This window comes from Kitasatospora sp. NPDC053308 (genome assembly GCF_055585785.1).
Window position 1 is genome coordinate 184189 of record NZ_JBVJJY010000010.1, and the last position, 22515, is coordinate 206703.

Annotated in this window: 21 protein-coding genes and 2 pseudogenes; 11 read left to right on the forward strand and 12 right to left on the reverse strand. The window is 75.0% G+C overall.

Annotation, left to right across the window (positions count from 1 at the left end; all coding sequences use genetic code 11):
- Positions 1-83 precede the first annotated feature (83 nt).
- Together ACZ6Y7_RS23195 and ACZ6Y7_RS23200 are read left to right on the forward strand one after the other, a co-directional pair.
- Entirely contained in the window at positions 84-725 is a 642-nt protein-coding gene (locus ACZ6Y7_RS23195; protein ID WP_465759824.1) for an alpha-ketoglutarate-dependent dioxygenase AlkB, read from the forward strand.
- Positions 726-840: 115 nt separating this feature from the next.
- Positions 841-2088 (forward strand): hypothetical protein, encoded by a 1248-nt coding sequence (locus tag ACZ6Y7_RS23200; protein WP_465759825.1) that lies wholly within the window; start codon positions 841-843, stop codon positions 2086-2088.
- 73 nt (positions 2089-2161) lie between these two features.
- Here ACZ6Y7_RS23200 and ACZ6Y7_RS23205 read toward each other — a convergent pair whose 3' ends face one another.
- The 3 genes from ACZ6Y7_RS23205 to ACZ6Y7_RS23215 all read right to left on the reverse strand — a co-directional run bounded on the left by ACZ6Y7_RS23205 (position 2162) and on the right by ACZ6Y7_RS23215 (position 5507).
- Positions 2162-2953, reverse strand: a complete 792-nt coding sequence (locus ACZ6Y7_RS23205) for a carbohydrate ABC transporter permease (RefSeq protein ID WP_465759826.1) — start codon at positions 2951-2953, stop codon at positions 2162-2164.
- Between the two features lie 155 nt (positions 2954-3108).
- Positions 3109-4101: a carbohydrate ABC transporter permease gene (locus ACZ6Y7_RS23210; protein WP_465759895.1), complete on the reverse strand. Its 993-nt coding sequence runs from the start codon at positions 4099-4101 to the stop codon at positions 3109-3111.
- Between the two features lie 95 nt (positions 4102-4196).
- Complete coding sequence (locus ACZ6Y7_RS23215) at positions 4197-5507, reverse strand: extracellular solute-binding protein (protein WP_465759827.1); 1311 nt, start codon at positions 5505-5507, stop codon at positions 4197-4199.
- A gap of 274 nt (positions 5508-5781) precedes the next feature.
- Here ACZ6Y7_RS23215 and ACZ6Y7_RS23220 point away from each other — a divergent pair, with 274 nt between their 5' ends.
- Together ACZ6Y7_RS23220 and ACZ6Y7_RS23225 are read left to right on the forward strand one after the other, a co-directional pair.
- On the forward strand, positions 5782-6618 hold the full coding sequence (locus ACZ6Y7_RS23220) for an IclR family transcriptional regulator (RefSeq protein WP_465759828.1): 837 nt from the start codon (positions 5782-5784) through the stop codon (positions 6616-6618).
- Between the two features lie 222 nt (positions 6619-6840).
- A complete protein-coding gene (locus ACZ6Y7_RS23225; protein WP_465759829.1) occupies positions 6841-7563 on the forward strand; it encodes an alpha/beta hydrolase in 723 nt (240 codons plus the stop codon).
- A gap of 18 nt (positions 7564-7581) precedes the next feature.
- Here ACZ6Y7_RS23225 and ACZ6Y7_RS23230 read toward each other — a convergent pair whose 3' ends face one another.
- From ACZ6Y7_RS23230 to ACZ6Y7_RS23240, 3 genes are all read right to left on the reverse strand, one after another.
- Positions 7582-8226, reverse strand: coding sequence for a universal stress protein (locus ACZ6Y7_RS23230; RefSeq protein WP_465759830.1), 645 nt, complete (start codon positions 8224-8226; stop codon positions 7582-7584).
- A 157-nt stretch (positions 8227-8383) separates the two neighbouring features.
- Positions 8384-9118: a TetR/AcrR family transcriptional regulator gene (locus ACZ6Y7_RS23235; protein ID WP_465759831.1), complete on the reverse strand. Its 735-nt coding sequence runs from the start codon at positions 9116-9118 to the stop codon at positions 8384-8386.
- 319 nt (positions 9119-9437) lie between these two features.
- Positions 9438-9830: a ribonuclease gene (locus ACZ6Y7_RS23240; protein ID WP_465759832.1), complete on the reverse strand. Its 393-nt coding sequence runs from the start codon at positions 9828-9830 to the stop codon at positions 9438-9440.
- 302 nt (positions 9831-10132) lie between these two features.
- Between ACZ6Y7_RS23240 and ACZ6Y7_RS23245 the strand changes: the two genes are divergently transcribed.
- Both ACZ6Y7_RS23245 and ACZ6Y7_RS23250 read left to right on the forward strand, forming a co-directional pair.
- Entirely contained in the window at positions 10133-11833 is a 1701-nt protein-coding gene (locus tag ACZ6Y7_RS23245; RefSeq protein ID WP_465759833.1) for a carboxyl transferase domain-containing protein, read from the forward strand.
- A 563-nt stretch (positions 11834-12396) separates the two neighbouring features.
- Entirely contained in the window at positions 12397-12771 is a 375-nt protein-coding gene (locus ACZ6Y7_RS23250) for an aggregation-promoting factor C-terminal-like domain-containing protein (protein WP_465759834.1), read from the forward strand.
- 246 nt (positions 12772-13017) lie between these two features.
- Here the strand turns inward: ACZ6Y7_RS23250 and ACZ6Y7_RS23255 are convergent, their stop codons facing one another.
- Complete coding sequence (locus ACZ6Y7_RS23255) at positions 13018-13476, reverse strand: HD domain-containing protein (RefSeq protein WP_465759835.1); 459 nt, start codon at positions 13474-13476, stop codon at positions 13018-13020.
- Between the two features lie 202 nt (positions 13477-13678).
- On the opposite strand from ACZ6Y7_RS23255, the gene ACZ6Y7_RS23260 reads away from it, so the two are divergent.
- Positions 13679-14605, forward strand: coding sequence for an AEC family transporter (locus tag ACZ6Y7_RS23260; protein WP_465759836.1), 927 nt, complete (start codon positions 13679-13681; stop codon positions 14603-14605).
- Positions 14606-14631: 26 nt separating this feature from the next.
- Here the strand turns inward: ACZ6Y7_RS23260 and ACZ6Y7_RS23265 are convergent, their stop codons facing one another.
- The gene (locus ACZ6Y7_RS23265; RefSeq protein ID WP_465759896.1) at positions 14632-15075 is read right to left on the reverse strand and encodes a MarR family winged helix-turn-helix transcriptional regulator; all 444 of its coding nucleotides are present in this window, start codon (positions 15073-15075) and stop codon (positions 14632-14634) included.
- Positions 15076-15254: 179 nt separating this feature from the next.
- Here ACZ6Y7_RS23265 and ACZ6Y7_RS23270 point away from each other — a divergent pair, with 179 nt between their 5' ends.
- Positions 15255-16133, forward strand: a complete 879-nt coding sequence (locus tag ACZ6Y7_RS23270; protein WP_465759837.1) for an alpha/beta fold hydrolase — start codon at positions 15255-15257, stop codon at positions 16131-16133.
- Positions 16134-16231: 98 nt separating this feature from the next.
- On the opposite strand, the pseudogene ACZ6Y7_RS23275 reads toward ACZ6Y7_RS23270, so the two are convergent.
- Positions 16232-16453: pseudogene (locus ACZ6Y7_RS23275) on the reverse strand (barstar family protein); the annotation flags it as partial.
- A gap of 510 nt (positions 16454-16963) precedes the next feature.
- Positions 16964-17227, reverse strand: a complete 264-nt coding sequence (locus ACZ6Y7_RS23280) for a dsRBD fold-containing protein (protein WP_350524766.1) — start codon at positions 17225-17227, stop codon at positions 16964-16966.
- 340 nt (positions 17228-17567) lie between these two features.
- On the opposite strand from ACZ6Y7_RS23280, the pseudogene ACZ6Y7_RS23285 reads away from it, so the two are divergent.
- Both ACZ6Y7_RS23285 and ACZ6Y7_RS23290 read left to right on the forward strand, forming a co-directional pair.
- A pseudogene (locus ACZ6Y7_RS23285) lies at positions 17568-18407 on the forward strand (DMT family transporter); the annotation flags it as partial.
- A 227-nt stretch (positions 18408-18634) separates the two neighbouring features.
- Entirely contained in the window at positions 18635-19309 is a 675-nt protein-coding gene (locus ACZ6Y7_RS23290; RefSeq protein WP_465759838.1) for a DUF6629 family protein, read from the forward strand.
- Between the two features lie 18 nt (positions 19310-19327).
- On the opposite strand, the gene ACZ6Y7_RS23295 is transcribed toward ACZ6Y7_RS23290, so the two are convergent.
- Both ACZ6Y7_RS23295 and ACZ6Y7_RS23300 read right to left on the reverse strand, forming a co-directional pair.
- Positions 19328-20827 (reverse strand): MFS transporter, encoded by a 1500-nt coding sequence (locus tag ACZ6Y7_RS23295; RefSeq protein ID WP_465759839.1) that lies wholly within the window; start codon positions 20825-20827, stop codon positions 19328-19330.
- Positions 20824-21438, reverse strand: coding sequence for a helix-turn-helix domain-containing protein (locus tag ACZ6Y7_RS23300; protein ID WP_465759840.1), 615 nt, complete (start codon positions 21436-21438; stop codon positions 20824-20826). Before ACZ6Y7_RS23300 ends, ACZ6Y7_RS23295 begins: the two co-directional genes overlap by 4 nt.
- A gap of 276 nt (positions 21439-21714) precedes the next feature.
- On the opposite strand from ACZ6Y7_RS23300, the gene ACZ6Y7_RS23305 reads away from it, so the two are divergent.
- Complete coding sequence (locus tag ACZ6Y7_RS23305; protein ID WP_465759841.1) at positions 21715-22446, forward strand: histidine kinase; 732 nt, start codon at positions 21715-21717, stop codon at positions 22444-22446.
- Positions 22447-22515 lie beyond the last annotated feature (69 nt).

Genomic DNA, 22515 nt, shown 5'->3' on the forward strand with positions numbered 1-22515 from the left:
AGCGACGGGCCGCACCCCGCCACCGGGTTCCGGCCGAGCCATGCGTTCGAGCAGATGTTCGAACGAAGGCGTACGCTGGCCCCATGAACGGCACTCTCCACCTCCAGCCCTCGCTGTTCGACGACGCGGACCACGACGGGATCCGACTCGGCCCGCTCGACGGCCTGCGGCGGCAGGTGCTCGGTGACGGGGCCTGGCTGGACGTCCTGCCCGGCTGGCTGCACGGCGCGGACGAACTGTTCGAACTGCTGGCCGCCGAGGTCCCCTGGCGGGCCGAGCGCCGCGAGATGTACGAGCGGACGGTGGACGTCCCCCGCCTGCTGGCCTTCTACGGGGCGGACGCCGAACCGCCGCACCCCCTGCTCGGGCAGGCCCGCACGGCCCTGAGCCGGCACTACGCGGAGGAACTCGGCGAGCCCTTCCGTACCCTCGGCCTCTGCTACTACCGGGACGGCCGGGACAGCGTGGCCTGGCACGGCGACCGGATCGGGCGCAGCGCCCGCGAGGACACCATGGTGGCGATCCTCTCCGTCGGCGAGCCCCGCACCCTGGCCCTGCGGCCGCGGTCCGGCGGCGGGACGGTCGTCCGGCGGCCGCTGGGCCACGGGGACCTGGTGGTGATGGGCGGTTCCTGCCAGCGCACCTGGGAGCACGCGGTCCCCAAGACCGCCCGCCCGGTGGGGCCGCGGATCAGCATCCAGTTCCGGCCCCAGGGCGTGGGCTGACCCCCTGCCGACCGATCCCTCCCCGACCCCACGCCGGACCCGCCCCCCGGTTGCCGCGCACCCGCCCGGCGCGGAGGCTGGCGGGTGGGGCCGGCGGCACCAGGAGGGCTGCGGCATGCCGAAGCCGGGCAGGTACCACGAGGGCGTCCCGTGCTGGGTCGTGCTCACGACCCCCGACGTCCCACGCGCCCAGCGCTTCTACGGCACGCTGTTCGACTGGGAGTTCGTCCCGACCGGCCCGGCCGAGGCGGTCGCCACCCGGTACGGCGCCCAGGTCGCGGCGGTCGAGCAGCGGACGGACAGCACCCGGCCGACCGCCTGGACCACCCACCTCGCGTGCGCCGACCCGCACCGCACCGGCACGCTGGTCCGCGCCGCCGACGGCCGGATCGTCCGCGAGCCGTACGAGGTGCCCGACCAGGGCCGGGCCGCGCTCGCCGTCGACCCGCTCGGCGCTCCCTTCGGCCTCTGGCAGCCCGGCACGATCGACGGCGCCGGGCTGGTGAACGAACCCGGCGCCCTGGCCTGGAACGAGCACCTCTCCCCGGACCCGGGCACCGCCCGCGCCTTCTACCGGCGGGTCTTCGGTTACACCTACGACCGGCCGCGGGCGGGCCACACCCTGGCCCGGGCCGGCGGCGTCCCCGCCTGCAGCATCGGACCGTCCGGCCCGGGACCGTCCACCGCCGCACCGTCCGGCAGGCGCCCGTCAGCCCCGGACCCCTCGCACGCGGGCCCGCCCGGCACCGGCCGCGCGCGCTGGCTGGCGCACTTCGGCACCGCCGACACCGACCGCGCGGCCGAGCGGCTGTGCGCACCCTCGGCGGCGCCGTCCTCACCGGGCCGGAACCGACGCCGTACGGCCGCGCGGCGCTCGTCCGGGACGACGCCGGAGCGGAGTTCGTGCTGGTCGCCGTCCCCACCCGCGCGCTCCCGTCCCGGGAGCATCCGTCCCGCGGCCTCCCGCCCCGGGACCTCCCGCCCCCGCAGCTCCCGTCCGACGCGTCCGCGGAGGCGGCCTGAGATGACCCGCACCCGGCCGGATCCGGAGCACCGATTCGCCGACCTGACGGCGGAGTCGGGCGCCCTCCCGGGTGTCACCGAGCCGACCCCCGGCCGCCGCTTCGGCTCCGCCGCACTCACGGTGGACGGCCGCGTCTTCGCGGTGCTCTCCGACGGCCGCCTGGTCCTCGAGCTGCCGCGGACCAGGGTGGACGAGCTGGTCGCGGCCGGTGCGGGCGCCCACTTCGACGCCGGCAGGGGCCGCCCCATGCGCGAGTGGTTCGCTGTGGACCCGTCCTCCTCACTGCCGTGGCCGCGGCTCGCGCGCGAGGCGTGCGCGTTCGTCCACGGGGCCGACTGACCGAGCCGGACCGGCCCCGATCCGCGCACCGCACCGCAGTGCAGCGCAGTACAGCGCAGCGCAGTGCTCTCGCTCACTCCTTCACCGCCCCCGCCAGGCCGGACACCAGCTTGCGCTGAACGGCGATGAAGAAGATCAGCACCGGGACGGTCATCAACGTGGACGCCGCCATGATGCCGCCCCAGTCGTTCTCGTCCGGCTTGAAGAACACCAGCAGCGCCGAGGGCAGCGTCTGGTTCCCGGTGGCGCTGATGATGAAGGTCTTGGCGAAGACGAAGTCGTTCCACGCCGCGATGAAGGAGAACACGCTGGTCGCGGCCAGTCCAGGGGCCACCAGCGGCAGCAGGATCCGCCACAGGATGCGCGTCCGGCTCGCGCCGTCGATCTGGGCGGCCTCCTCGATCGAGACCGGGACGGCGGCGACGAAGCCGCGCATCATCCAGATCCCGAACGGCAGCGAGAACGCCAGCTGGACCAGCACCAGGGACGCCAGGGTGTTCAACCCGATGCCCGGGACGAACCGCCCGGCGTCACGGAACAGGAAGAACAGCGGGATGGTCAGCGCCTCGACCGGGATCATCTGGGCGATCAGGAACATCACCAGGACGGTGGTGCGGAAGCGGAAGTCGAACCTGGTCACGGCCACCGCCGCCAGGAACACCACGACCGCCGAGAGCACCACCACCGACAGCGCGACCACCAGGCTGTTCACGAAGTACCGGCCGAAGCCGTCCACGCCGAGCACCTGCCGGAAGCTCTCCAGCGTGGGGTGCGCCGTCCACGGCCTCGGGTCCAGCGACCGGACCTCGCCCTTGGGCTTGAAGGCCGAGAGCACCATCCAGAAGATCGGGAAGGCGGTGACCACGGCCGCCGCGATCGCCCCGGCATCGGCCGCGAGCCGCCACCGGCCGCGGGCGCTCCGCGCCGAGGCCCGGGGGAAGGGCCGGCGGGCCGTCCGCGTGGACGTCCGGGCAGGGGTAGGGGTCCGGAGGGAGTTCCGAAGGGAGTTCCGAAGGCCGTTCACAGCGCGTTCCCCGTCCGTCGCAGGCTGCGGATGTACAGGACCGTCGGGATCACCAGGACCAGCAGCATGATCACGCCGATCGCCGCGCCGAGCCCGTACTCCGAGGAGGCGAACGCCTTCTGGTACGCGTACACGTTGAGCACCAGGTTCTGGCCGGCGATGCCGCCGCCCTCGGTCATCACGTAGACCTGGGTGAAGACCTTGAAGTCCCAGATCACCGACTGGATCACCACGATGGTCAGGATCGGCCGCAGGATCGGCGCGGTGATCCTGCGGAAGGTGGTCCAGGTGCCGGCACCGTCCAGCGCGGCCGCCTCCATCACCTCCTCCGGGATGGCACGGATGCCCGCGTAGAGGGTGACCATCACGAACGGGAAGGAGTGCCAGACCACGACGGCGCCGACGATCAGGAACGCCGTCCACGCGTCGTAGAACCAGTTGAACTCGTGGAAGCCGGAGAGCCCCAGCCGCTCCAGGGTGTGGTTGACCAGGCCGAGATTGGTGTCGAACAGGAAGCTCCACACCGTCGAACCCGTCATCGCCGGCGCCGCCCAGGCCGCCATCGCCGCCGTGGTCAGCAGCAGCCGCGGCCACCGGCCGACCTTGGTGAGCAGCACCGCGAGGGTGGCGCCGACGGCCAGGGTGGCGACCACGCAGAACGCGGCGAAACCGATCGTCTGCAGCAGCACCGTCCAGAACTGGCCGTCGTCCAGGATCCTGCCGTAGTTGCCGAACCCGACGAAGGATGTCGGCGCGCCGCCGGACGCCTGGGCCTGCCCGAAGTCCAGCACGGACAGCAGCCCCAACTGGTAGATCGGGTACCCGACCAGCGGGATCAGGATGACCGCGGCCGGCAGGAGCAGCAGCAGCGGAGGCCGGTGGCGCCGACCGCCTGGGGGCGCGGCCGTGGTGGATGCGGACACGTGCGGGACCTCTCTGTGACGAACCGGAACGGCGACCGCCGGTGAACGCCGACCGCCGGCGCGCAGCGGTCGGTGCGCGGCCGCCCGTGCGTGACCGTCGGCGCGCAGCCGCCGAGACAGCGCAGACGCCGAGAAGCGCAGAAGCCGACAAAGCGTGACCGTCAGCGCGCGGCGAACGCCGAGTCGATCCGCGCCGCGGCGTCGCCGGAGGCCTTGGCCACGTCCGCCTTGCCCGTGACGACCTGCTGCAGCATGGTCGGGATCACCGACTGGGCGTCGATCTGCGCCCACGCCCGGTCCAGCGGCACGAACCTGGTGCCGGCCGCGATGGTGTCGGTGAACGGCTTCAGGAACGCGTCCTTCGCCGCGACCCTGCCGCTGACGGAGGTGAGCGTCGGCAGGTTGCCCATCGCGTCGTACATCCGCTCCTGGTACGCCGGGCTCGCCAGCAGCTCGGCGAACTCGACGGCGAGGGTGCGGTGCTTGGCCGCCTTCATGACGCCCAGGTTGTTGCCGCCGGCGAAGGCGGGCGCGATCGAGCCCGGCTTCTCCCCGGGCAGGGGCACGACCCCGTAGGCCCCCTTGACCGCGCCCGCGTCCACCTTGCCGCGGTTGGAGTTGAGCAGGACCGCCATCGCCGACTTCCCCGCGGCGAACAGGTCGACGGTCTTCCCGCCGGTCAGGTCCGCGCACTGCTGCGCGGGGCAGCCGTCGGCGCCGAACAGGTCGGTGTAGCGCTTGATCCCGGCCTGCGAGGCGGGCGAGTCGATGGCCGCCTTGAACGTCGCGCCGTCCTTGACGGCGATGTCGCCGCCCGCGTCCCAGACGAACGGCAGCGCGCCGAAGGTGTACTTGCCGCCGAGCGCGATCCCGAAGGTGTCGGGGTGCGCGGCGTGGATCTTCCGCCCGGCGTCGACGAGTTGGGCGTACGAGGTCGGCGGGGTGAGCCCGGCCTCGGTGAACAGGTCGGTGCGGTAGTACAGCGCGCGCACGCCGACCCACCACGGCAGCCCGTACGTCCTGCCGTCCAGCACGGTGGTCCGGGCGATCGCCGGGTCGAGGTCCCCCTTGTCCGGCCACCTCTCCAACTCGGTGCCGATCTCGGCGAGTCCGCCGGCCGCGACGTAGCCGGGCAGGTCGGTGTTGCCGAACTCGACCAGGTCGGGTGCGCTTTCGGGGTCGTTGAACGCGCCCTTCATCTTGGCGGCGCGGGCCGAGGCGTCGGTGTCGATGTAGCTGACGTCCACGGTGACGCCCTGGTGGGAGGACCGGAACTCACCGACGGCCTGGGCGATCACGGCCTCCTTGGCGGCGTTGCCCGCCTCGTTGTACAGCCACACCTTCAGCGTGCCGGTCCGGTCGTCCCCGGCCCGGTCGCCCGCCGGGGAGGCGGTGCCCGGGGCGCAGGCGGTGGCGGCCAGGCAGCCGGCCGCGAGCACCGCGGCCACTGCGGTCCGTCCGATGGGTCGCATGGTGGAGACCTCCCCTCCCGACAGCTGCCGCCCCGGCGTGCGCCGCTGGGGACGGGCACGTCGAAGCAGGCCCTGACCGGGGCCGATGGTGGGTGAAGTGGTGGGGGCGGGGCAGGGCGCAGCGCTCGGGTGGGGCGTCGTCGCCTGCTCGATGGCAGGGACGTTAGGCGTGGGCGAACGGCACCAACAAGAGGGGGTCGGCGAATGTTTTGCACTGCACAACGTTGTGTCGAGGATGCGGTGAACCGGTCGCGAGCGGGTACGTTCGGGACCCATGACGCAGACGGCACCCGAGCACCCGGGCCCCCCGGAGACGGGCTCCAAGAAGCCCGCGACCGAACGCAACCAGTCCTCCTCGCTGCGCCGCGCGCTCGCCGTCCTCGGCTACGTCCGCGACCACGGCGACGGACGCGGCGTCCCGCTCGCCCACCTCGCCGAGGCCCTCGGCCTCAACAAGAGCACCGTGCTGCGACTCGCCGGGCCCCTGCTGGACGAGCACCTGCTCGACCGCGACCGCGAGACCGGCTGGTTCCGACTCGGCCACGGCTCGCTGCGCCTCGGCCAGGCCTACCTGACCACCCTCGACCTTCGCAGCGTCGCCGCCGAGCACTTGCGCCGGCTCCAGCGCGAGGCCGGCGAGACCGTCCACCTGACCGTCTGGCAGGCGCCCGGGATCGTCTACCTGGACAAGGTCGAGGACGAGACCAACGTGCGGATGGCCTCCCGGGTGGGCAGCCGGGCCCCCGCCTACTGCACCGCCACCGGAAAGGCGATCCTCGCCTGGCTGCCCGAGGAGGCCGTCACCGAGGTGGTCGCGGCCGGCCTGCGCCCGGTGACCGCCTGGACCATCGCGGACGAGCCCCGACTGCGCGCCGACCTCGCCCGGATCCGTGCCCGCGGCTACTCCATCGACGACCGGGAGAACGAACCGGAGGTGCGCTGTGTCGCCGCGCCGATCTTCGACCACACCGGCGAGGTGACGGCGGCGCTCTCCGTCTCCGGCCTCACCTCACGGATGACGGCCGCCCGGGTCCGCGCCCTGGGGCCGGTCGTGGCGCAGGTCGGGCTGCGCATCTCCCGCGAACTGGGCTCCGACCGCCAGCCCTCCTGAGCCGCTCGCCGCAGGAGAAAGCGAACGGGGCCCGGCACCTGTGAAAGGCGCCGGACCCCGTCCGACATCGGAGCGCCAGGCCCGGTTCGCACGGACTCTCCCCACTGAAAGTGGGGCGTGCTCTGGTAGCACCACTGACGCCTGGCGAGAGATCGTCTCCCTCGCGACGAGAAGTACAGTACCAGCTCGATGATCAGTCACCGAATCGGAGGGAAACCCCGCATGACGAACGCGCCGGACGAGGTCGTTCCGTACGCCGACGGACGGCTGTTGGACGTCCACCGGCCGTCCCGTCCCGTCGGCGGGGGCTGCGCGGGGCCGGCTCCCGTCGTCCTGCTGTGGCACGGCAGCGGGCCGAACGAGCGGGACGTCCTACGGCCGTTGGCGCGGGAGGCCGCCGGGCTCGGGCTGCTGGTGCTGGTGCCGGACTGGAGCGTCGCGCAACCGGACGCGGGCGCTGCCGAGTTGCGCGCCTCGCTGGCCCGAGTTCGGCGCCTCGCCGCCGAGTTCGGAGGGGACCCGAGCCGCTTCGTGCTGGCCGGCTGGTCGCTGGGCGGGCGGGAGGCGGTCGCCGTCGCCACCCATCCGAGCACCCCCGCCGAACTCCGGCCCACCGCCGCCGTCGGGATCGCCTCGCAGTACGCCGATCCGGCCGCCACCACCGGCGAAGCCCCGCTCGACCACCTGTCCACGGGCCCCTCCCCCGTCCCGCTCTGGCTGGTGCACGGCACCGAGGACGAGATCGTGGACGTCGAGCACAGCCGCACGCTGAGCGCGGCCGTGCCGACCGCCACGCTGCTCGAACTCCCCACCGACCACGCGGGCGTGGTGATGACCGCCTACAGCCCCGGAGCCCGGCGCTGCCTCCCCGCCACGGACGCCGACACGCTCCGGGCGGGCCGCCGCACCGCCGCCGTCCTCGCCGAGGCGGCCGGCCCGGCCTGAAGGTCCGTGGGCCGCCGGTCAGTTCCCCGCGACCAGCACCCGCAGTCCACCACGCCCGCGCTCCAGCGCCTCCAACTCCCGCTGCAGCGGCGGGCGCGGGACCGCCACCACCGGGCAGGCCGCGTGCCGGACGCAGTAGCCGGTCACCGAGGGGTGCACCAGTCGGCCGAGCGGGCCGCGTCCGCGCCCGGCGCCGAGGACGAGCAGGTCGCCGGGGCGGTCGGCGCACCGGACCAGGCTGGGGCCGGCTTCGCCGCGGACGGCCTGGCAGCGCAGTCGGACGCCCGTGTGCCGACCGGCGAAGGCCTCGTCGAGGGCCTGCCGCAGCCGGGCCACGGCGGCGTCGCGGCCGGCGGTGAGCAGCGGCGGGCAGGGGGTGCGGCGGTAGCCGAGTTCCTCGCCCGGCGGGGTCCAGCAGAGCACCGCGAGCACCTCGACGTCCCTGCGCCGGGCTTCGGCGACGGCGTGGTGCAGGGCGGCGAGGCTGCCGAGCGAGCCGTTCACGCCGACCACGATCCGGCTCTCGTCCGGGCCGTGCCCCCCGCCGGCCTTCGCCACCAGGCCGTTCTCCACGAGGACCTTCTCCACGGGGCCGTTCCCTGCGAGGCTGTTCTCCGCGAGGCCGTTCTCCGTGAGGCCCTTCTCCGCGCCGCCGTCCGTCATGTCCGCCCACGCCTCTCCCGCTGTGCCGCCGCGACCGGCGCGCTCCGTCGCACCCAGCAAAGCGCCCGGGCGGCGCGTTCCCGCCGCCCGTTGACGGGGCTCTGACGCGGCGCCCGGCGTTCCGTACGCGTCCCTGATGCCGGGGAGCCCTTCGCCCTCAGGTCCCCGGGGACTCCGGGGACTCCGGGGACTCCGGGGACTCTGGGGACTCCGGGAGCTCCGGGGCCTCGGGCACCTGCGCCTCCCAGAGGTCCGCGAACATCCGGTCGAGGTGTTCCTCACCGATCGGCGGGACCGGCAGCGGGTGGGTGGCCTGGGCGCGGAAGCCGTCCAGGAGGAGGGCGAGGTAGCGGCGCCAGAGGTCGGGGCGCAGCTCGGTGGCCGCCGGGAGGGCCCGGCAGAGCGGGCCGAGCAGGAACAGCAGGTCCATGGTGACGACGTCGCGGCGCATGGTGCCCTGGTCCTGGGCGCGGGCGATCAGGGCGCCCACGGTGGTGGCGTGCTGCCGGCTGATCTCGATCATGCCGGGGATGGCCGGGATGGCCTGGGTGACGAGGTCGTTGATGCCCCGGTCGGCGGCGACGAGTTCGAAGATCCGGCCGAAGTACCGTTCGAGTCCGGCCCAGGCGTCCTCGGCGGCCAGCGCCTCCTCTCCCGCCGCGGCGAGGCCGGCTCCGACGTCCGCGAACACCTCGCCGATCAGCGCCTCGCGGCTCGGGAAGTGCCGGTAGAGGGTGGCGTTGCCGACGCCGGCCTCCTTGGCGATCTGGTCCAGCGGCACGTCGAGGCCGTGCCGGGAGTACATGTCGCGGGCGGCGGCGAGCAGCAGGTCGCGGTTGCGCTGCGCGTCTCGCCGGAGCCGCCCCGGGGGGTTCGCGCTGCTCGGTGCCATGCGTCCGACCCTAGCAAGCACCCGGCCGCCCGGGGCCGCACCGCCGCCCCACCCGCGGGTGCCCTGCGGCCCATCCCGGCCGCGTCGCTCAACGTCCCCGCGGCGTCGCCGAGTCCGGGAGGAACGGGGCCATCGGGGCCGGGGGCCGGGGTGCGGCACTCCCTGGCGAAGGGGTGCGCCGGGGTCCCGGCGACGCGGGCGGCGCCGACCGGCGTCCCGGCTCCGGACGGGGCCGGCGCGCGACGACGGCCCCGGCGGGGAAGTGCGCCGGGGCCGTCGCGGTGCCGGCAGGGTCAGCCGAGGGGATCGGCGGGATGGGTCAGCAGGACTGGTCGATCAGGTAGAACGTGGCGTAGTGGTCGCCGGTGTAGTAGTCCTCCTGGTCGCCCTGGCCGGTGATGATCCGGCGGGTGCCACGGGTCCGGGAGCCCGGGGTGATGACCGTGTACTCGTGGTAGTACCCGTACGACTCGCTGGGCAGGACGCCCTCGCGGTTCTGGAAGACCACGCCGTCCTGGGAGTAGGGGAACGGCCCGTCGGAGGCGATCAGGTCGAGGGTGTCGGAGGCCTGCGAGGGCAGGTTGGAGAGGCAGACCGTACCGCTCACGGCGGCGTGCGCCTCGGTGGCGACGGTGAGCGGGGCGAGGGTCATCACGGCGACGGCGGCGACGGCGGCAGCGCGGGACTTCCACGCGCGTAGAGTGCGAGTCATGGACCCAGTGTGGCGAGACACCGTCAACTCCGGAACCCCTGGCTCCAAATATTAACCAGCGGGTAACTCCCCTTTATCTAGCGCGACTTGGCCCGTATCCCACCTCCCCTCCCGATCCCCTGCGCCCCTCCCCGGGGCCGTCCACGAACCGCCCGGACGACACGAGGATCGACCGCCGTCGAACCACCGCCCAGGCCCTCCGGCTCCGCTCGACGAACGCCCGGACGCCCTCCCCGAGCCACCGGAGGTCCGCATAGAGTGACGGATCATGGCGGGTCGGAACGAGCTCTGACGGGGTGGACATGGCAGCGGAACCGAACTCCGAGCGGACGGCTCCGGGCCCGCGGACGACCGCGAGCACACCGACGCCACCGAGCCCGCGGACCGCGTCCACGGCGCTGACCGCGCGCCAGCTGATCGGCTTGCTGGTCGACCAGGGCAGCTTCCAGGGCTGGGACGAGCCGCCGCCCGCCGCGCCCGCCGACCCCGCGTACCGTGCCTCACTCGACCGCGCGCGTGAGCGCACCGGGCTGGACGAAGCCGTCCTCACCGGTCTCGGCCGGATCGACGGACGTCCGGTCGCCCTGGTCGTCTCCGAGTTCGGCTTCCTCGGCGGCTCGATCGGCGTCGCCACCGCCGAGCGGATCACCCGGGCCGTCGAGCGCGCCACCGCCGAGCGCCTGCCGCTGCTCGCGCTGCCGGTCTCCGGCGGCACCCGCATGCAGGAGGGCTCCGCGGCCTTCCTGTGCATGCTGCGCATCACCGCCGCCGTCCAGGCCCACCGCGCGGCCGGCCTCGCCTACCTCACCTACCTGCGCAACCCCACCATGGGCGGGGTCTTCGCCTCGTGGGGCACGCTCGGCCAACTGGTCCTCGCCGAACCGGGGGCCCGGCTGGGCTTCCTCGGCCCGCGCGTGTACGAGGAGCTGCGCGGCGTGGAGCTGCCGCCGGACGTCCAGCGGGCCGAGACGCTGGCCGCACACGGGCTGGTGGACGCCGTCGTCCCACCGGAGGAACTGCGCGAGCTGCTCCGCCGCACGTTCGCCGTCCTCGGCGCGACACCGCCGCCTCCTGCCACGGGCGCCCCCGCGGCGCACCCGGGGACCCCTCCTTCCTCTGCTTCCTCTCCTTCCGCCCCGGAGCAGGCGGACCCCACCGACACCGCCGACACCACCGACACCGCCGACACCGCCGACGACACCCGCGCCGCCGACACCCGCGCCGCCGACACCGGACACCAAGACGCCTGGGACTCCGTCCGCCGCACCCGCCGCCCCGACCGCCCCGGCACCCGGGAGTTCCTCCGGCACACCGCCGAGGAGCTGGTCCTGCTGGACGCCCCCGGCGGCCGGAGCGGCGCCCTGGTGCGCGCACTGGCCGTCCTCGGCGGCCGGCCCGTCCTCGTGGTCGGCCAGCAGCGGCAGACCGCGGAGCACGAGCGCCCCTTCACCGCCCCCGATCTGCGGGCCGTCCGGCGCACCGCCCGCCTGGCCGAGGAACTCGGGCTGCCGCTGCTCACCGTGGTGGACACCGCCGGGGCCGAGCTGTCCGCCCGGGCCGAGCAGGAGGGCATCGCGGTGGAGATCGCGCACTGCCTGACCACCCTGCTCGCCCTGCGCACCCCCGTCCTGGCGGTGCTGCTCGGCCAGGGCTCGGGCGGCGGAGCGCTCGCGCTCCTCCCGGCCGACCGGGTGCTCGCCGCCCGTCACGCCTGGCTGGCGCCGCTGCCGCCGGAGGGCGCCTCGGCGATCGTCCACCGGGACGGCGAGCACGCCGCCGAGCTGGCCCGGGCGCAGGGCATCGGGGCACGGGACCTGGCGGCGGTCGGGCTGGTGGACGAGGTGGTTCACGAGCTGCCGGACGCCGCCGAGGAGCCCGAGGCCTTCTGCGGCCGGCTCGGACGGGCCGTCGGTACGGCGCTCGGCGTCCTCACCGCGGCGCCCCACGCGGAGCTGCTCGCCGCCCGGGCGGTTCGCCACCGGCGACTCGGCGACCTCCGGTAGGGCGTGCCACGTTCCATTGGGGCGTGTCGCGCCCCCGGTCCGGCCACCCGCACATCCGCGCCGGCCCTCGCGCACACCCGCCCAGGGGTGTGGCGCCGGTCTCAGCGCGGCGCTGATCGTCTGTACCCAAAGTGCTGCCGCCGAGCCGGCGGGTGACGGCCGCTCCGGTTCAAACGGTGAGTGCGCTCACACGGAATCGACGGCCACGACGGACAGTAGTAGACCACCCCGGCGCGCCGGCACCGGCCCGCCCTCCCCGGCGTTCGCCCAGCTCAAAGCAGGTGCACGGGCCCCCGCGCGTACTCCCCTTCGAATCCACGGCCGCCACCGCCGTACGACCGCCGGTCGTAACGAGGGGGTCTTGGCGACCCCCGATCCGGTCTGGCAACAATTGCTCTCGTCGCCAGCCGCACCGGCTCCTGTCCCGCCGGTGAACGGCTTACTGCCGAGTCACGCCCCGTGACCGTGACGGCCCCTGTCCGGCCGTCCGTGGTCCTGGGCGGGGCGTGACCCGGCCCAACCCGATTGAGGTCCTGTTCTTCATGCCCGCTTTCAAGCTCCGTATGCGTACTTCGGCCGCGATTCTCGCCGGCGCCGCTGGTCTGACCGCCCTGGGCGCCGGTGTGCTGCCCGCCACCGCCAACGCCGCCACCGCCTCCCCGCAGGCGATCGCCGCCCAGATCGTCCCGGCGAACCAGCTGGCCTCGTTCAGCCAGATCATCTCCCACGAGTCCGGCTGGAACGTGACCGCGACCAACGCCAGCTCGGGCGCGTACGGCCTGGGCCAGGCGCTGCCGGGCTCCAAGATGGCCTCGGCCGGCGCCGACTGGAAGACCAACCCGAAGACCCAGATCAAGTGGGCGCTGGACTACATGAACTCCCGCTACGGCAGCCCGAACGCCGCCTGGGCCTTCTGGCAGACCCACCACTGGTACTAAGCCGGCCCGGTCGGCTCACGCCTTCCCTCCCGCCCCCTGACCACTCCCCTCACCCCGGGGGTCGGACAGGGACCACCGGGGTGCCCGAGAGGGCCCGGACCCGCGCGATCCGCGTGGCCCGGGCCCTTTCGCGGTTCCTGCGCCCCGGCACTCTTCGGCACACCCCGGACGGAACCGCCCCGGCGTGCCCGCCGGTTGCCCCCGGGGGGGTGCCCCCGGGCTCTCCCCGGGTCCTCCCCGGCTCGCTCACAGCTCGCCGGTCAGCCCCAGCAGCTCGCGCATCCGCGCGTACTTCGCCGCCAGCCGCTCGGCGGTGGCCCGGTCCAGCGAGGCCAGCCGGGCCGGGTCGGAGTTGTGGGCCAGGTCGGCCCGCTTGACCAGCAGCGCCCCAGGCGTGGCCAGGATCCGCGCGGCGTACTCCTCCAGCGGCTCCTCCGGACGCCGGGTGAGCGCCTCCACGATCGCCTTGGTCTCCTCCGGCAGCGCGGCCGCCGCCAGCCACGCCCGGCTCAACCGGTCGTCCTCGACGGCGTCGTGCAGCCAGCCCGCCGCGATCTGCGCCTCACTGCCGCCGCGGGCGGCCGTCCCGTGGGCGACCGCCGCGATGTGCTCGCCGTACGGGTGGCCGTTCTTGTCCACCTGCCCCCGGTGGGCACCGCGGGCGATGGCTTCCACCTCGGACAGGGTCAGGTACTGCTGGTCCATCGGCTCACCCTCTGCTCACGGTCGCTCGCCACCGGCTCCCCCTCCGGCTCATCGTAGGCCCGTGATCGGCGCGTCGACGGCCACTGGTTTACTGCCCCGGGGGTTCACGGCTTCGAGGGGTCCACCGGCCCGGGAGTCGGCCCGCCCCCGGCGGGCGACCCCCGCCGCACCCGGCAGACCCGTCCGAGCGATCCGAGGAACCATGCCATCCCTGCATCCGCTGCTGTCCGGCTTCGCTCCGATCTGGGCGCTCACCGGCGTCGGGTACGTCGTCGGCCGCACCGGACTCCTCGGACCGCACGCCGAAGCGGTGCTCAACCGGTTCGTGTTCCACGTGGCGATGCCGGCGGCGCTCTTCCTGATGATCGCCCGCACCCCGCTGGGGCGCTTCGCCAACCCGTCGATGCTCGCCTTCGCCGCCGGCACCGCCGTCGCGACCGGCCTCGGGCTGCTCGCCGGGCACCTGCTCTTCCGCCGCAAGCCCGGCGAACTCGCCATCGGTGCCATGGCCTCGGGGTACGTCAACTCCGCCAACCTCGGCATCCCGGTGACCATGCAGGTCGTCGGCGACGCCTCCTTCGTCGCCCCCGTGGTGCTGTTCCAGATCCTCTTGGTCACCCCGGCCGTGCTGGCGGTGCTGGACGGCGGCGCGGCCGGCCGCCGGGCGCTGCTCACCCTTCCGGCGCGCAACCCGATCCTGCTCGCCACCGCCCTCGGCGCCGTCGTCTCCGCGACCGGGCTGCACCTGCCCGCCGAGCTGAACCGTTCCTGCGAGCTGCTCGGCGGCGCCGGCGTCCCGACCGCCCTGATCACCCTCGGCCTCTCGCTGCACAACCGCCCACCGGCGGAGGGCCGTTCGCTCCACACCGAGGTCGCGCTCACCGTCGCCGTCAAGACCGTGGTCCAGCCGCTGGTCGCCCTCGCGGTGGCCGGCCCGCTGCTCCACCTGTCCGCGCACCAGCTCCTCACCGTGGTCCTGTTCTCGGCGCTGCCCACGGCGCAGAACGTGTACACCTACGCCCGCGAGTACGGTCAGGGCACCCAACTCGCCCGCGACGCGGTGCTCTGGTCGACGCTGGTGTCGATGGCGACGTTGTCGGTGATCAGCTGGACCCTCGGCCCGGCGTAGCCGGGCTCCCGTACGGGCGCGAGCGGTCAGACCCGCGGGTCCTGCCGGGCCGCGGCCACCACTCCGGCCATGGCCTCCAGGAAGCGCCGGGCGGTGGCCAGTTCGGCGGGGTCGAACCGCCCCATCGCCGCGAGCAGATCGCCGATCAGCCCGCCGAAGAACCCCTGCCCCAGCTCCATCGCGCGGTCCTCCACCAGCAGCCGCACCTTGCGCCTGTCCTGCGGGTCGCGTTCGCGGCGGATCAGCCCGAGCCGCTCCAGCCGGTCCACCAGGCCGGTGGTGCCGGCGGAGTTCAGGTGGAGGGCCCCGCCCAGCCGCCCCGGGGTGACCACCTCCCCGGCGCGGGCGGCGTCCAGCAGGTGGATCAGCGCCCGCAGATCGGTCGGATGCAGACCGTGGCGGGACGCGAACTCGGCCCCGAACAGGTCCAGTTCGACGGTCAGGCCGCGCAGCAGGTGGACCAGCCGCATCGGCTCCTCGACCTCGGACACCTCGTCGTCCTTTCCCGGGCACGCCCGCGTTCGCCATTATCTCGCTCGACGAGATACCTGTTGAGCGATATACCTGAGAGGCGAGATACTCGCCAGGCAGGACACTCGCCGAGCGAGTGGTCCTGCACGCCATCACACCACACTCGCGGAGGCCCGTCATGTCCGCCGTCACGTCCGCCCGCACCGCCCCCTTCCTCGCCGCCTACGACGCCCTGCTGGCCCGCTGGCCCGTCCCGGTCGACGCCCTGAGCGTCCGCACCGTGCACGGCACCACCCGGATCAACGCCTGCGGCCCGCACGACGGACGCCCGCTCGTCCTCCTGCACGGCGGCGGCGCCACCTCCACCATGTGGTTCGCCAACGCCGCCGCCTGGGCCAGGGCCGGCCACCGCGTCCTCGCCGTCGACCTCATCGGCGACCCGGGGCGCAGCGTCCACGACGGCGCCGCCCTCGACGGCGTCCCCGGACTGCTCGGGTGGCTGGACGCCGTCCTCGACGAACTCGGCGTCACCCGGGCCGACTTCTGCGGCCACTCGTACGGCGGCTGGATCGCCCTGGAGTACGCCCTGCACGCCCCGGGCCGGGTCGGCCGGCTCGCCCTGCTGGACCCCACCCAGTGCTTCGCCGGCTTCCGGCCCGGCTACCTGCTGCGCGCGCTCCCCCTCTTCCTCCCCGGCCGGACCCCGACCCGCGCCCGCTCCTTCCTCGACTGGGAGACCGGCGGCGGCCCCCACCTCGACCCCGACTGGCGCGAGCTCTACGCCCTCGGCTACGCCGACTTCCCCGCCTCCCGCGTGATCACCGGCCCCCGACCCACCCCCGCCCGCCTCCGTACCCTCACCGCCCCGGTCCTCACCCTCTTCGCCGCCCGCAGCCGCACCCACGACCCCGCCCGGGTCGCCGCCACCGCCCGGCGCGCCCTCCCGTCGGCCGAGGTCGCCGTCCTGCCGGACACCACCCACCACAACCTGCCCATGGCCGCCGCCCCCGAGGTCAACCGGCGTCTCCTCGACTTCCTCGCCCCCACCCGTGCCTGAGCGCCCCGTCCCGGCACGACGCCGGGCGCCGCCCACCGCGCCCCACAGCGGCAGCGTCTCGAAGGACGCGCCCGGCCGGTCCAGGCGCCGCGCTGCGCCCACTGGCGGCCGACGGCGTCGACAACCGCGAGGAAGCTCGACCCGTCGGCGGGGCACTCCCCCAGCAGGAGCGCCGGGCGTTCGACGACCACCAGGTAGCGGTCGGCGGCCATCCGGGCCAGGTCACGCAGGCGGTCGGTGTGGGCGTCCAAGGTCCACCTGAAGCAGGTCCGCAGCCGGAGCCGGACGCTCAGCTGCTCGAAAAGCCGCTGCTGCCCCATCCCCCCGCCGTCCGGCCACACCACCTGGCTGCTGCCCGGGGGCGGCGGCCGGAACGCAGCTTCCCGGGGCGCCGTCACCCTGCGTCAGGTGAGGGGCCCGGAGGGCGTCGCCGGTCGGCCACGGGCGGTGGTCCGGTACCGCGGATACCCGGCATGGTGGGGCATGCACCGGCATGGTGGGCATGCCGAACCGGCATGCCCACGCGACGAGCGGCACGGAGCGACCGGGCGCCCCCTTCCGGCAGCACCACGCAGGGCTGATCCCCCGTCGGAGCGTGCCGATGGCGGCCCCACACCTACTCGGGGCCGGACTGGACTTCCCCGCGCCGCGCGGTCGCGGGGCCTCCCCGGTGACCGCAAGGCGGAGCTGTTCCCGGCGGCGCCGGGCGAGGTGGGCGTCGGCCTACCTGCCAGGGCCCGCAGCGGAACGCTCTGCCGTACGCCCTGCCCCGCCTGGTGGGCGATCCTCGGACCGTCCCCGGACGACCCCCGACGCCTCGGGTGCGGCGATCAGTAGATCAGGTACCCCGGGCGGTGCCCTTCGTCGTCGATCTCCCCGGTGGCCTGGGCCCGCAGTTTGCGGGACAGCTCCTCCAGGGCGCGCGAGGCCGCGACCTCCTCGCCGATCCTGGCGAGCGGGCGGTCGTCGGCGCTCTTGACGGCCTCGCCGTGCGCGCTCAGGCCCGGCGCCCGCGCGCCGGTCAGCCTGGCGTCGCACGCCGTGTGCACGCCGTCCTCGTCGAATGTCAGCTCCACGTCCCACTGGTTGTGCATGCCACACCTCCTGGCGCGCGCCCCGTCGCCGCCTGTCCGGGCCGGCACGGACGGTGACCCGTGGCGGCCGCTCCCACCAGCCTGCGCCTGTCCCGCCGGTAGCGGCAAGCGCGGCCGTCGGCACCGGGGCACGGCAGCGTCGGTGCCCGCGGCCGCTCCCCCGGGACTGGCGGAAGTCCCCGTACCGGAGCCGCCGCCAAGCCCCCGTGCCGCGCCCGCGCCCCGCGTCCGATCGGCCCGGCCGCCGACCCGGCGGTACGCTGACGAAAGCGGCCGCGACAGCCGGCCCCACCCCGGCCCTTCGGCGCGGCGCGGGCAGCGACAACCTGGTGGTCCCTCCGTGGTGGTCTTCCTCCTCGCCCTGAGCGCGGCCTGCTGTCTGGGACTCGGCTTCGTCCTCCAGCAGCACGCGGCGCAGCGGGCTCCGCGTGCCGACCTCCTGCACTGGCGGCTGCTGCTGGACCTGATGCGGATGCCCCAGTGGCTGCTCGGCACCGGGTTCATGGTCAGCGGGCTGATCCTCTCGGCACTCGCGCTCAACCAGGGCGAAGTGTCCCTGGTCGAGCCGCTGCTGGCCACCAATCTGCTGTTCGCCATGGCCCTCGCCCGGGTGCTGACCCGTCAGACCCTGGGCCGCTCCGGCTGGGCGGGGGTGCTGCTGCTCGGCCTCGGGGTGACCGCGTTCATCGTGGCCGGCCGGCCGACGGGCGGCGGGGCGCCCGCCGGCGAGCTGCGGCACTGGCTGGTGGTCGGCACGGTGGTCGGGCTGGTCCTGCTACTGGTGTCGATGGCCCGGCGGCTGCCGCTGTTCGAGGAAGCCACCCTGCTGGCGCTGGCCGCCGGACTGCTCTACGGCCTCCAGGACGCGCTCACCCGAACCACCACCCAACGCCTCGACCACGAGGGGCTGTCGGCCGTGCTGCGCAGCTGGCAGCCGTACGCGGTGGTGGTGGCGGGCGTGGTCGGCCTGCTGCTGGTGCAGAGCGCCTTCGAGGCCGCACCGCTGCGCATGTCGCTGCCGGCGCTGACCGCGGCTCAGCCGTTGGCCGGGATCGCCTGTGCGGTCGGCTTCCTCGGCGACCGGCTGCGGGTCACCCCGGGCGCGCTGGCCTGGCAGTCGGCCGGGTTCGCGGCCATCGTGACCGGGGTGATCGTGATCGGCCGCCACCCCGCGATGCCGGGCACCGTCCGCGACGCCCTGGAGAGCATCGGGGCGGACCCGGAGGGCGCGGCCCAGGTGGGCGACGACGGGGAGGGCAGCGGGAGCGGCAGCGGGAGCGAGAGCGGCGAACCGTCCGGTGACCAGGCCGGCGGCAGCTCCGACAGCAGGTCCGGCGACCGAGCCGAGGGCGAGGCCGGTGGTGCCAGGCCCCACGACGGCCCCGGGAAGCCCGGCTAGGGACCGCGATGTGCTGGAGCGCGCAGGCGGACGCCGTGGTCGGCGGGGCGGTCGTGGCGATCGGCGTGGCGTGCCTAGTCCGCGCCCACCGAGCCGGCCCGCCGGAGCGCTTACCGCTCGCCGCGCTCCCCCTGGTGCTGGGCGTGCACCAGCTGATCGAGGCCCTGGTCTGGCTCGGCACGGACGGTGACCTGTCGGCCGGCCTCGCCGGGGCGGCCCGCACCGCCTGGGCGGTGATCGCGCTCCCCCTGTTGCCCGTGCTGGTCCCGGCGGCGGTGTGGTGCGCGACCACCGGGCCGCGTCGGCGCGCTCTCGCCGGGCTCACCCTCCTCGGCGCCGCCGTCGCCGTCCCGCTCGCCGCAGCCATCGCCTCCCGTCCGGTGACGGCCACCCCGCACGGCCACACCCTCGGCTACGCCGTGGGCATTGCGCATCCGGCGTTACTCCTCGGCGGCTACCTCCTCGCCACCGTCGGCTCCCTCCTCGCGAGTGGCGACCGCCTGCTGCGCCGCCTCGGGTTCGTCACGGCCGTCGGCGCCCTCGGCTGCGCCCTGCTCTGGCACCTCGCCTTCGTCTCCACGTGGTGTGCCGTGGCCGCGCTGGCCAGTCTGCTGCTCCTGCAGTGGGCGGGCGGTGCCCCCGCCGACGAGGCAAAGGAAGAGGCCGCCCGACCGATGCGCTGAACGGCTCGGGGAACATCCCTACGAGTGCACCGGTGCCCGCTCCGGCCCGGCATCCGCCGCCGCCCGCCCGACGGCGGTGCCGCTCGTCTCCCCGGTGCCGTGTGCCTCCCCGGTGGCGCCCGTCTCGGCGGCGCTGCCCGCGTCACCGCCGTTGCCCGTGTCACCGCCGTTGCCCGTGTCACCGCCGTTGCCCGTGTCACCGCCGTTGCCCGCGCCGGCCGTGTGACCGCGGAGGCGGTCCATCTCGCGCCACTCGGGCCGGAGGCCGGCCAGGGTCGTGGTGGCGAAGTAGAGCGCACCGGCCGCGATCAGGCTGGGTATCAGGCCGGCCCCGGCCACCGCCGCGCCCGCGAGGAGGCCGCCGAGCGGGATGCCGGCCCAGGCGAGGGAGTCGCCGAGAGCGTGGACCCGGCCGAGCAGATGGCGCGGCACCCGCTCGAAGAGCACCGCCCCGAGGATCGGGTTGAGGAAGCCGGACCCGAACCCGCCGATCGCGAAGACGGTGAGCACGGCCCACATCGGCGCGCCGAGGGCGAGCACCAGGAAGCGGGGCGCGCCGCACAGCAGGAAGCCGACGAAGAAGACCGTCCGGCGTGGCAGGCGGGAGGCCACGGCCGCCGCGATCAGGCTGCCCACGACCGCCGTGGCGCCCATGATCCCGGCGGTCAGGCCGATCGCGGCCGGGCCGTTGCCGGATTCGCGCGCCCAGACCGGGACGAGGACGGTCGTGAAGCCCGCATCGAGCAGATTCGTGATGCCGACCATCACGATCACGGCGAGCAGCAGCGGTTCGGCCCTCAGGAAGGCGAAGCCCTCGCGGAACATCCGCCAGTACCCGGCGTCCGGTGCCCCCTCGGCTTCCCCCTCGACCGGCGCCCGGCCCGCCGGGCGGGCCCCCGGGACCGCCGGCCGCCCCATCCCGCGCGGCAGCGCGAGGGCGATGATCAGCGAGCCCAGCGCGAAGGAGACCGCGTTGACGGCCAGGCCGGCGAGTGGTCCCAGCAGCGCGACCAGCCCGCCGCCGATCGCCGGGCCGAGTGTGGAGGCCAACCGCTCGGTGACGCCCGACAGCCCGGTGGCGCGCTCCATCGGCACCCGGGCGCGGTCGGCCGCCTCCGGAACCATCACGGACTTGGCGAGGTCCCCCGGCCCGCGCATCGCCCCGATCACCGCGACCATGACCAGCAGCACCCAGAACGGCAGCAGCCCCTGGGCGTGCAGCAGCGGCACCAGCCCGGCCGCGGCGGCGCTGACCGCGTCCGTCGTCCAGGACACCACGCGCGGCCCGAGGCGGTCGACCACCGGCCCGGTCAGGGCCTTGACCAGGACGTAGGGCGCCATCTCGGCGAAGGCGACCAGGCCCGTCATGGTGGCGCTGCCGGTGGTGGCCAGGACGAACCAGGGCAGCGCGATGGCCGAGACCCGCGTCCCGGTCACGGAGACGGCCGTGGCGGTCAGCACCCCGGCCAGCGGCCGGAGGCTGCGCACGGGCGGTGGTACGAGGACGGCGGTGCTCATCTGGTCTCCCCCTCGGTGGTGGTGCTCGGATCCGGCAGGACGTGGAGGATCACCGAGACCTGCTCGGAGCCCTCCGGGACCGGCCCTTCGGCGTCGATCCGGCGGTAGCGGCCGACGACCTGCCACAGTTCGCCGGCCAGCCGCTCCGCCTCCGCGGGCGTGAGCTGCAGGATCAGGTCGCTGAAGTCCGTCACCCGGCGCCACTCCCGGGGCATGGTCTCGAAGGCGTCCAGCGCGCGCTGGCCGGTCAGGGTGTGCGCGGCGAGGACCGCCCGCAGGAAGCCGACGGCCGCGTCGGGCTCCTCGTCCGCCATCTCGTCCCCCGTCCAGACCGTGAGCCGCTGGGCCGAACGCCACCACCGCTCCCGGGCGTTGCCGCGCTCGCGGTCCTCCTCGACGAAGCCCGCGGCGGCCAGCTGGCGCAGGTGGTAGCTGGTGGCCCCGGAGTTGAGCCCCAGCTGCGCGGCGAGCTTCGTCGCCGTGGACGGGCCGTGCTTGCGCAGCAGCCCGACCAGCTGCATCCGCACCGGGTGCGCCATCGCGCGCATGCCCTTGGCGGTGATGGCGACGTGCGGGTCGTCGCTGTGCTTCCAGCCGCTGTCTTCGGTCATGGCAGGAGCCTAGAACCGCAAAGACTCCTTTGCAAAGGGTTTTTTGCGAAAAGGTCTTGGTGATCTCTGGGGCTCCTGCCCCGGCCCGCGACGCCCCGCCGGTCGGCGGGTGCCCGTCCGCCGCTCGGCGGGGGCCGGGGCCGGGGTTCGCGACCGGGAGCGGGATTGTCACCCGGGCGGACGAGGCGCAGGCTGGCAGAAGGGCCCGCGAAGCGGCCCGCCCCGGTCGGCCGCGGAACGGATGACGGCCGCCGGTGAGGCACGAGGGGCAGGGCGATGACACGCGGGAGGCTCTGGGGCTACCTGGCGTCGGGGGCCCGGGCGCTGGCCGTCTTCGGCGGCACGGGCCGCGGCAGCCGGTCCGGACGCGCGGGCGGACCGGTCACCGGCCGGGTCGAGGAGGGCCCGGGCCCGTTCCCGTCCGGCGTCATGGCCGCGCCCAGGGCGCTCACCAGTACCGAGCTGGAGCGGCTGCGGTGGACCGGACGGGAGGCCGGCTGCGAGCCGATGGCCCGGCACGTCCAGGTGGCCGACGTGGTCCGCCGGGTGCTGCGCGGCGGCGGCCGGGCCGGCGCCGTCACGGTCCGGACGGCTCCCGGGCTGCCGGTGGTGGCCGGGGACGCGCGTCGGCTGGAGGCGGCCCTCGCCGGGCTGGTCGACCACGCGATCCGGCGCAATCCGCCGGGCGCCCGGGTCCTGCTCCGCACCGAGGTGACGAACGGCCCGTCCGCGTGGCGGGCCCCAGGACGGACGGCCTACGCCCGGCCGGGCCGCCCCGGTCGGACGCACGGGCGGGGCCGAGGCCGGGTCGAGGTCCGGATCTCCGACCGGGGCGACTGTGAGCTCCCCGAGGCCCGCGACCGGCTGCTCGCGGGCGTGCGTCCCGACGGCCCGGTGGGGCCGGCCCTGCACAGCCTGGTGCTGGCGGCCGGCGGCCGGCTCGCGGTCGAGGCCACGCCCGGCGGCGGCCTGACCGTCGTCCTGCTCCTGAACATCGCCCAGGACTGACCGCGGCAGCGGGCCGACCGGCGGCGAACGACCGCCGCGCCCGCACGCACGCCCCGGCGCCGCACGCCG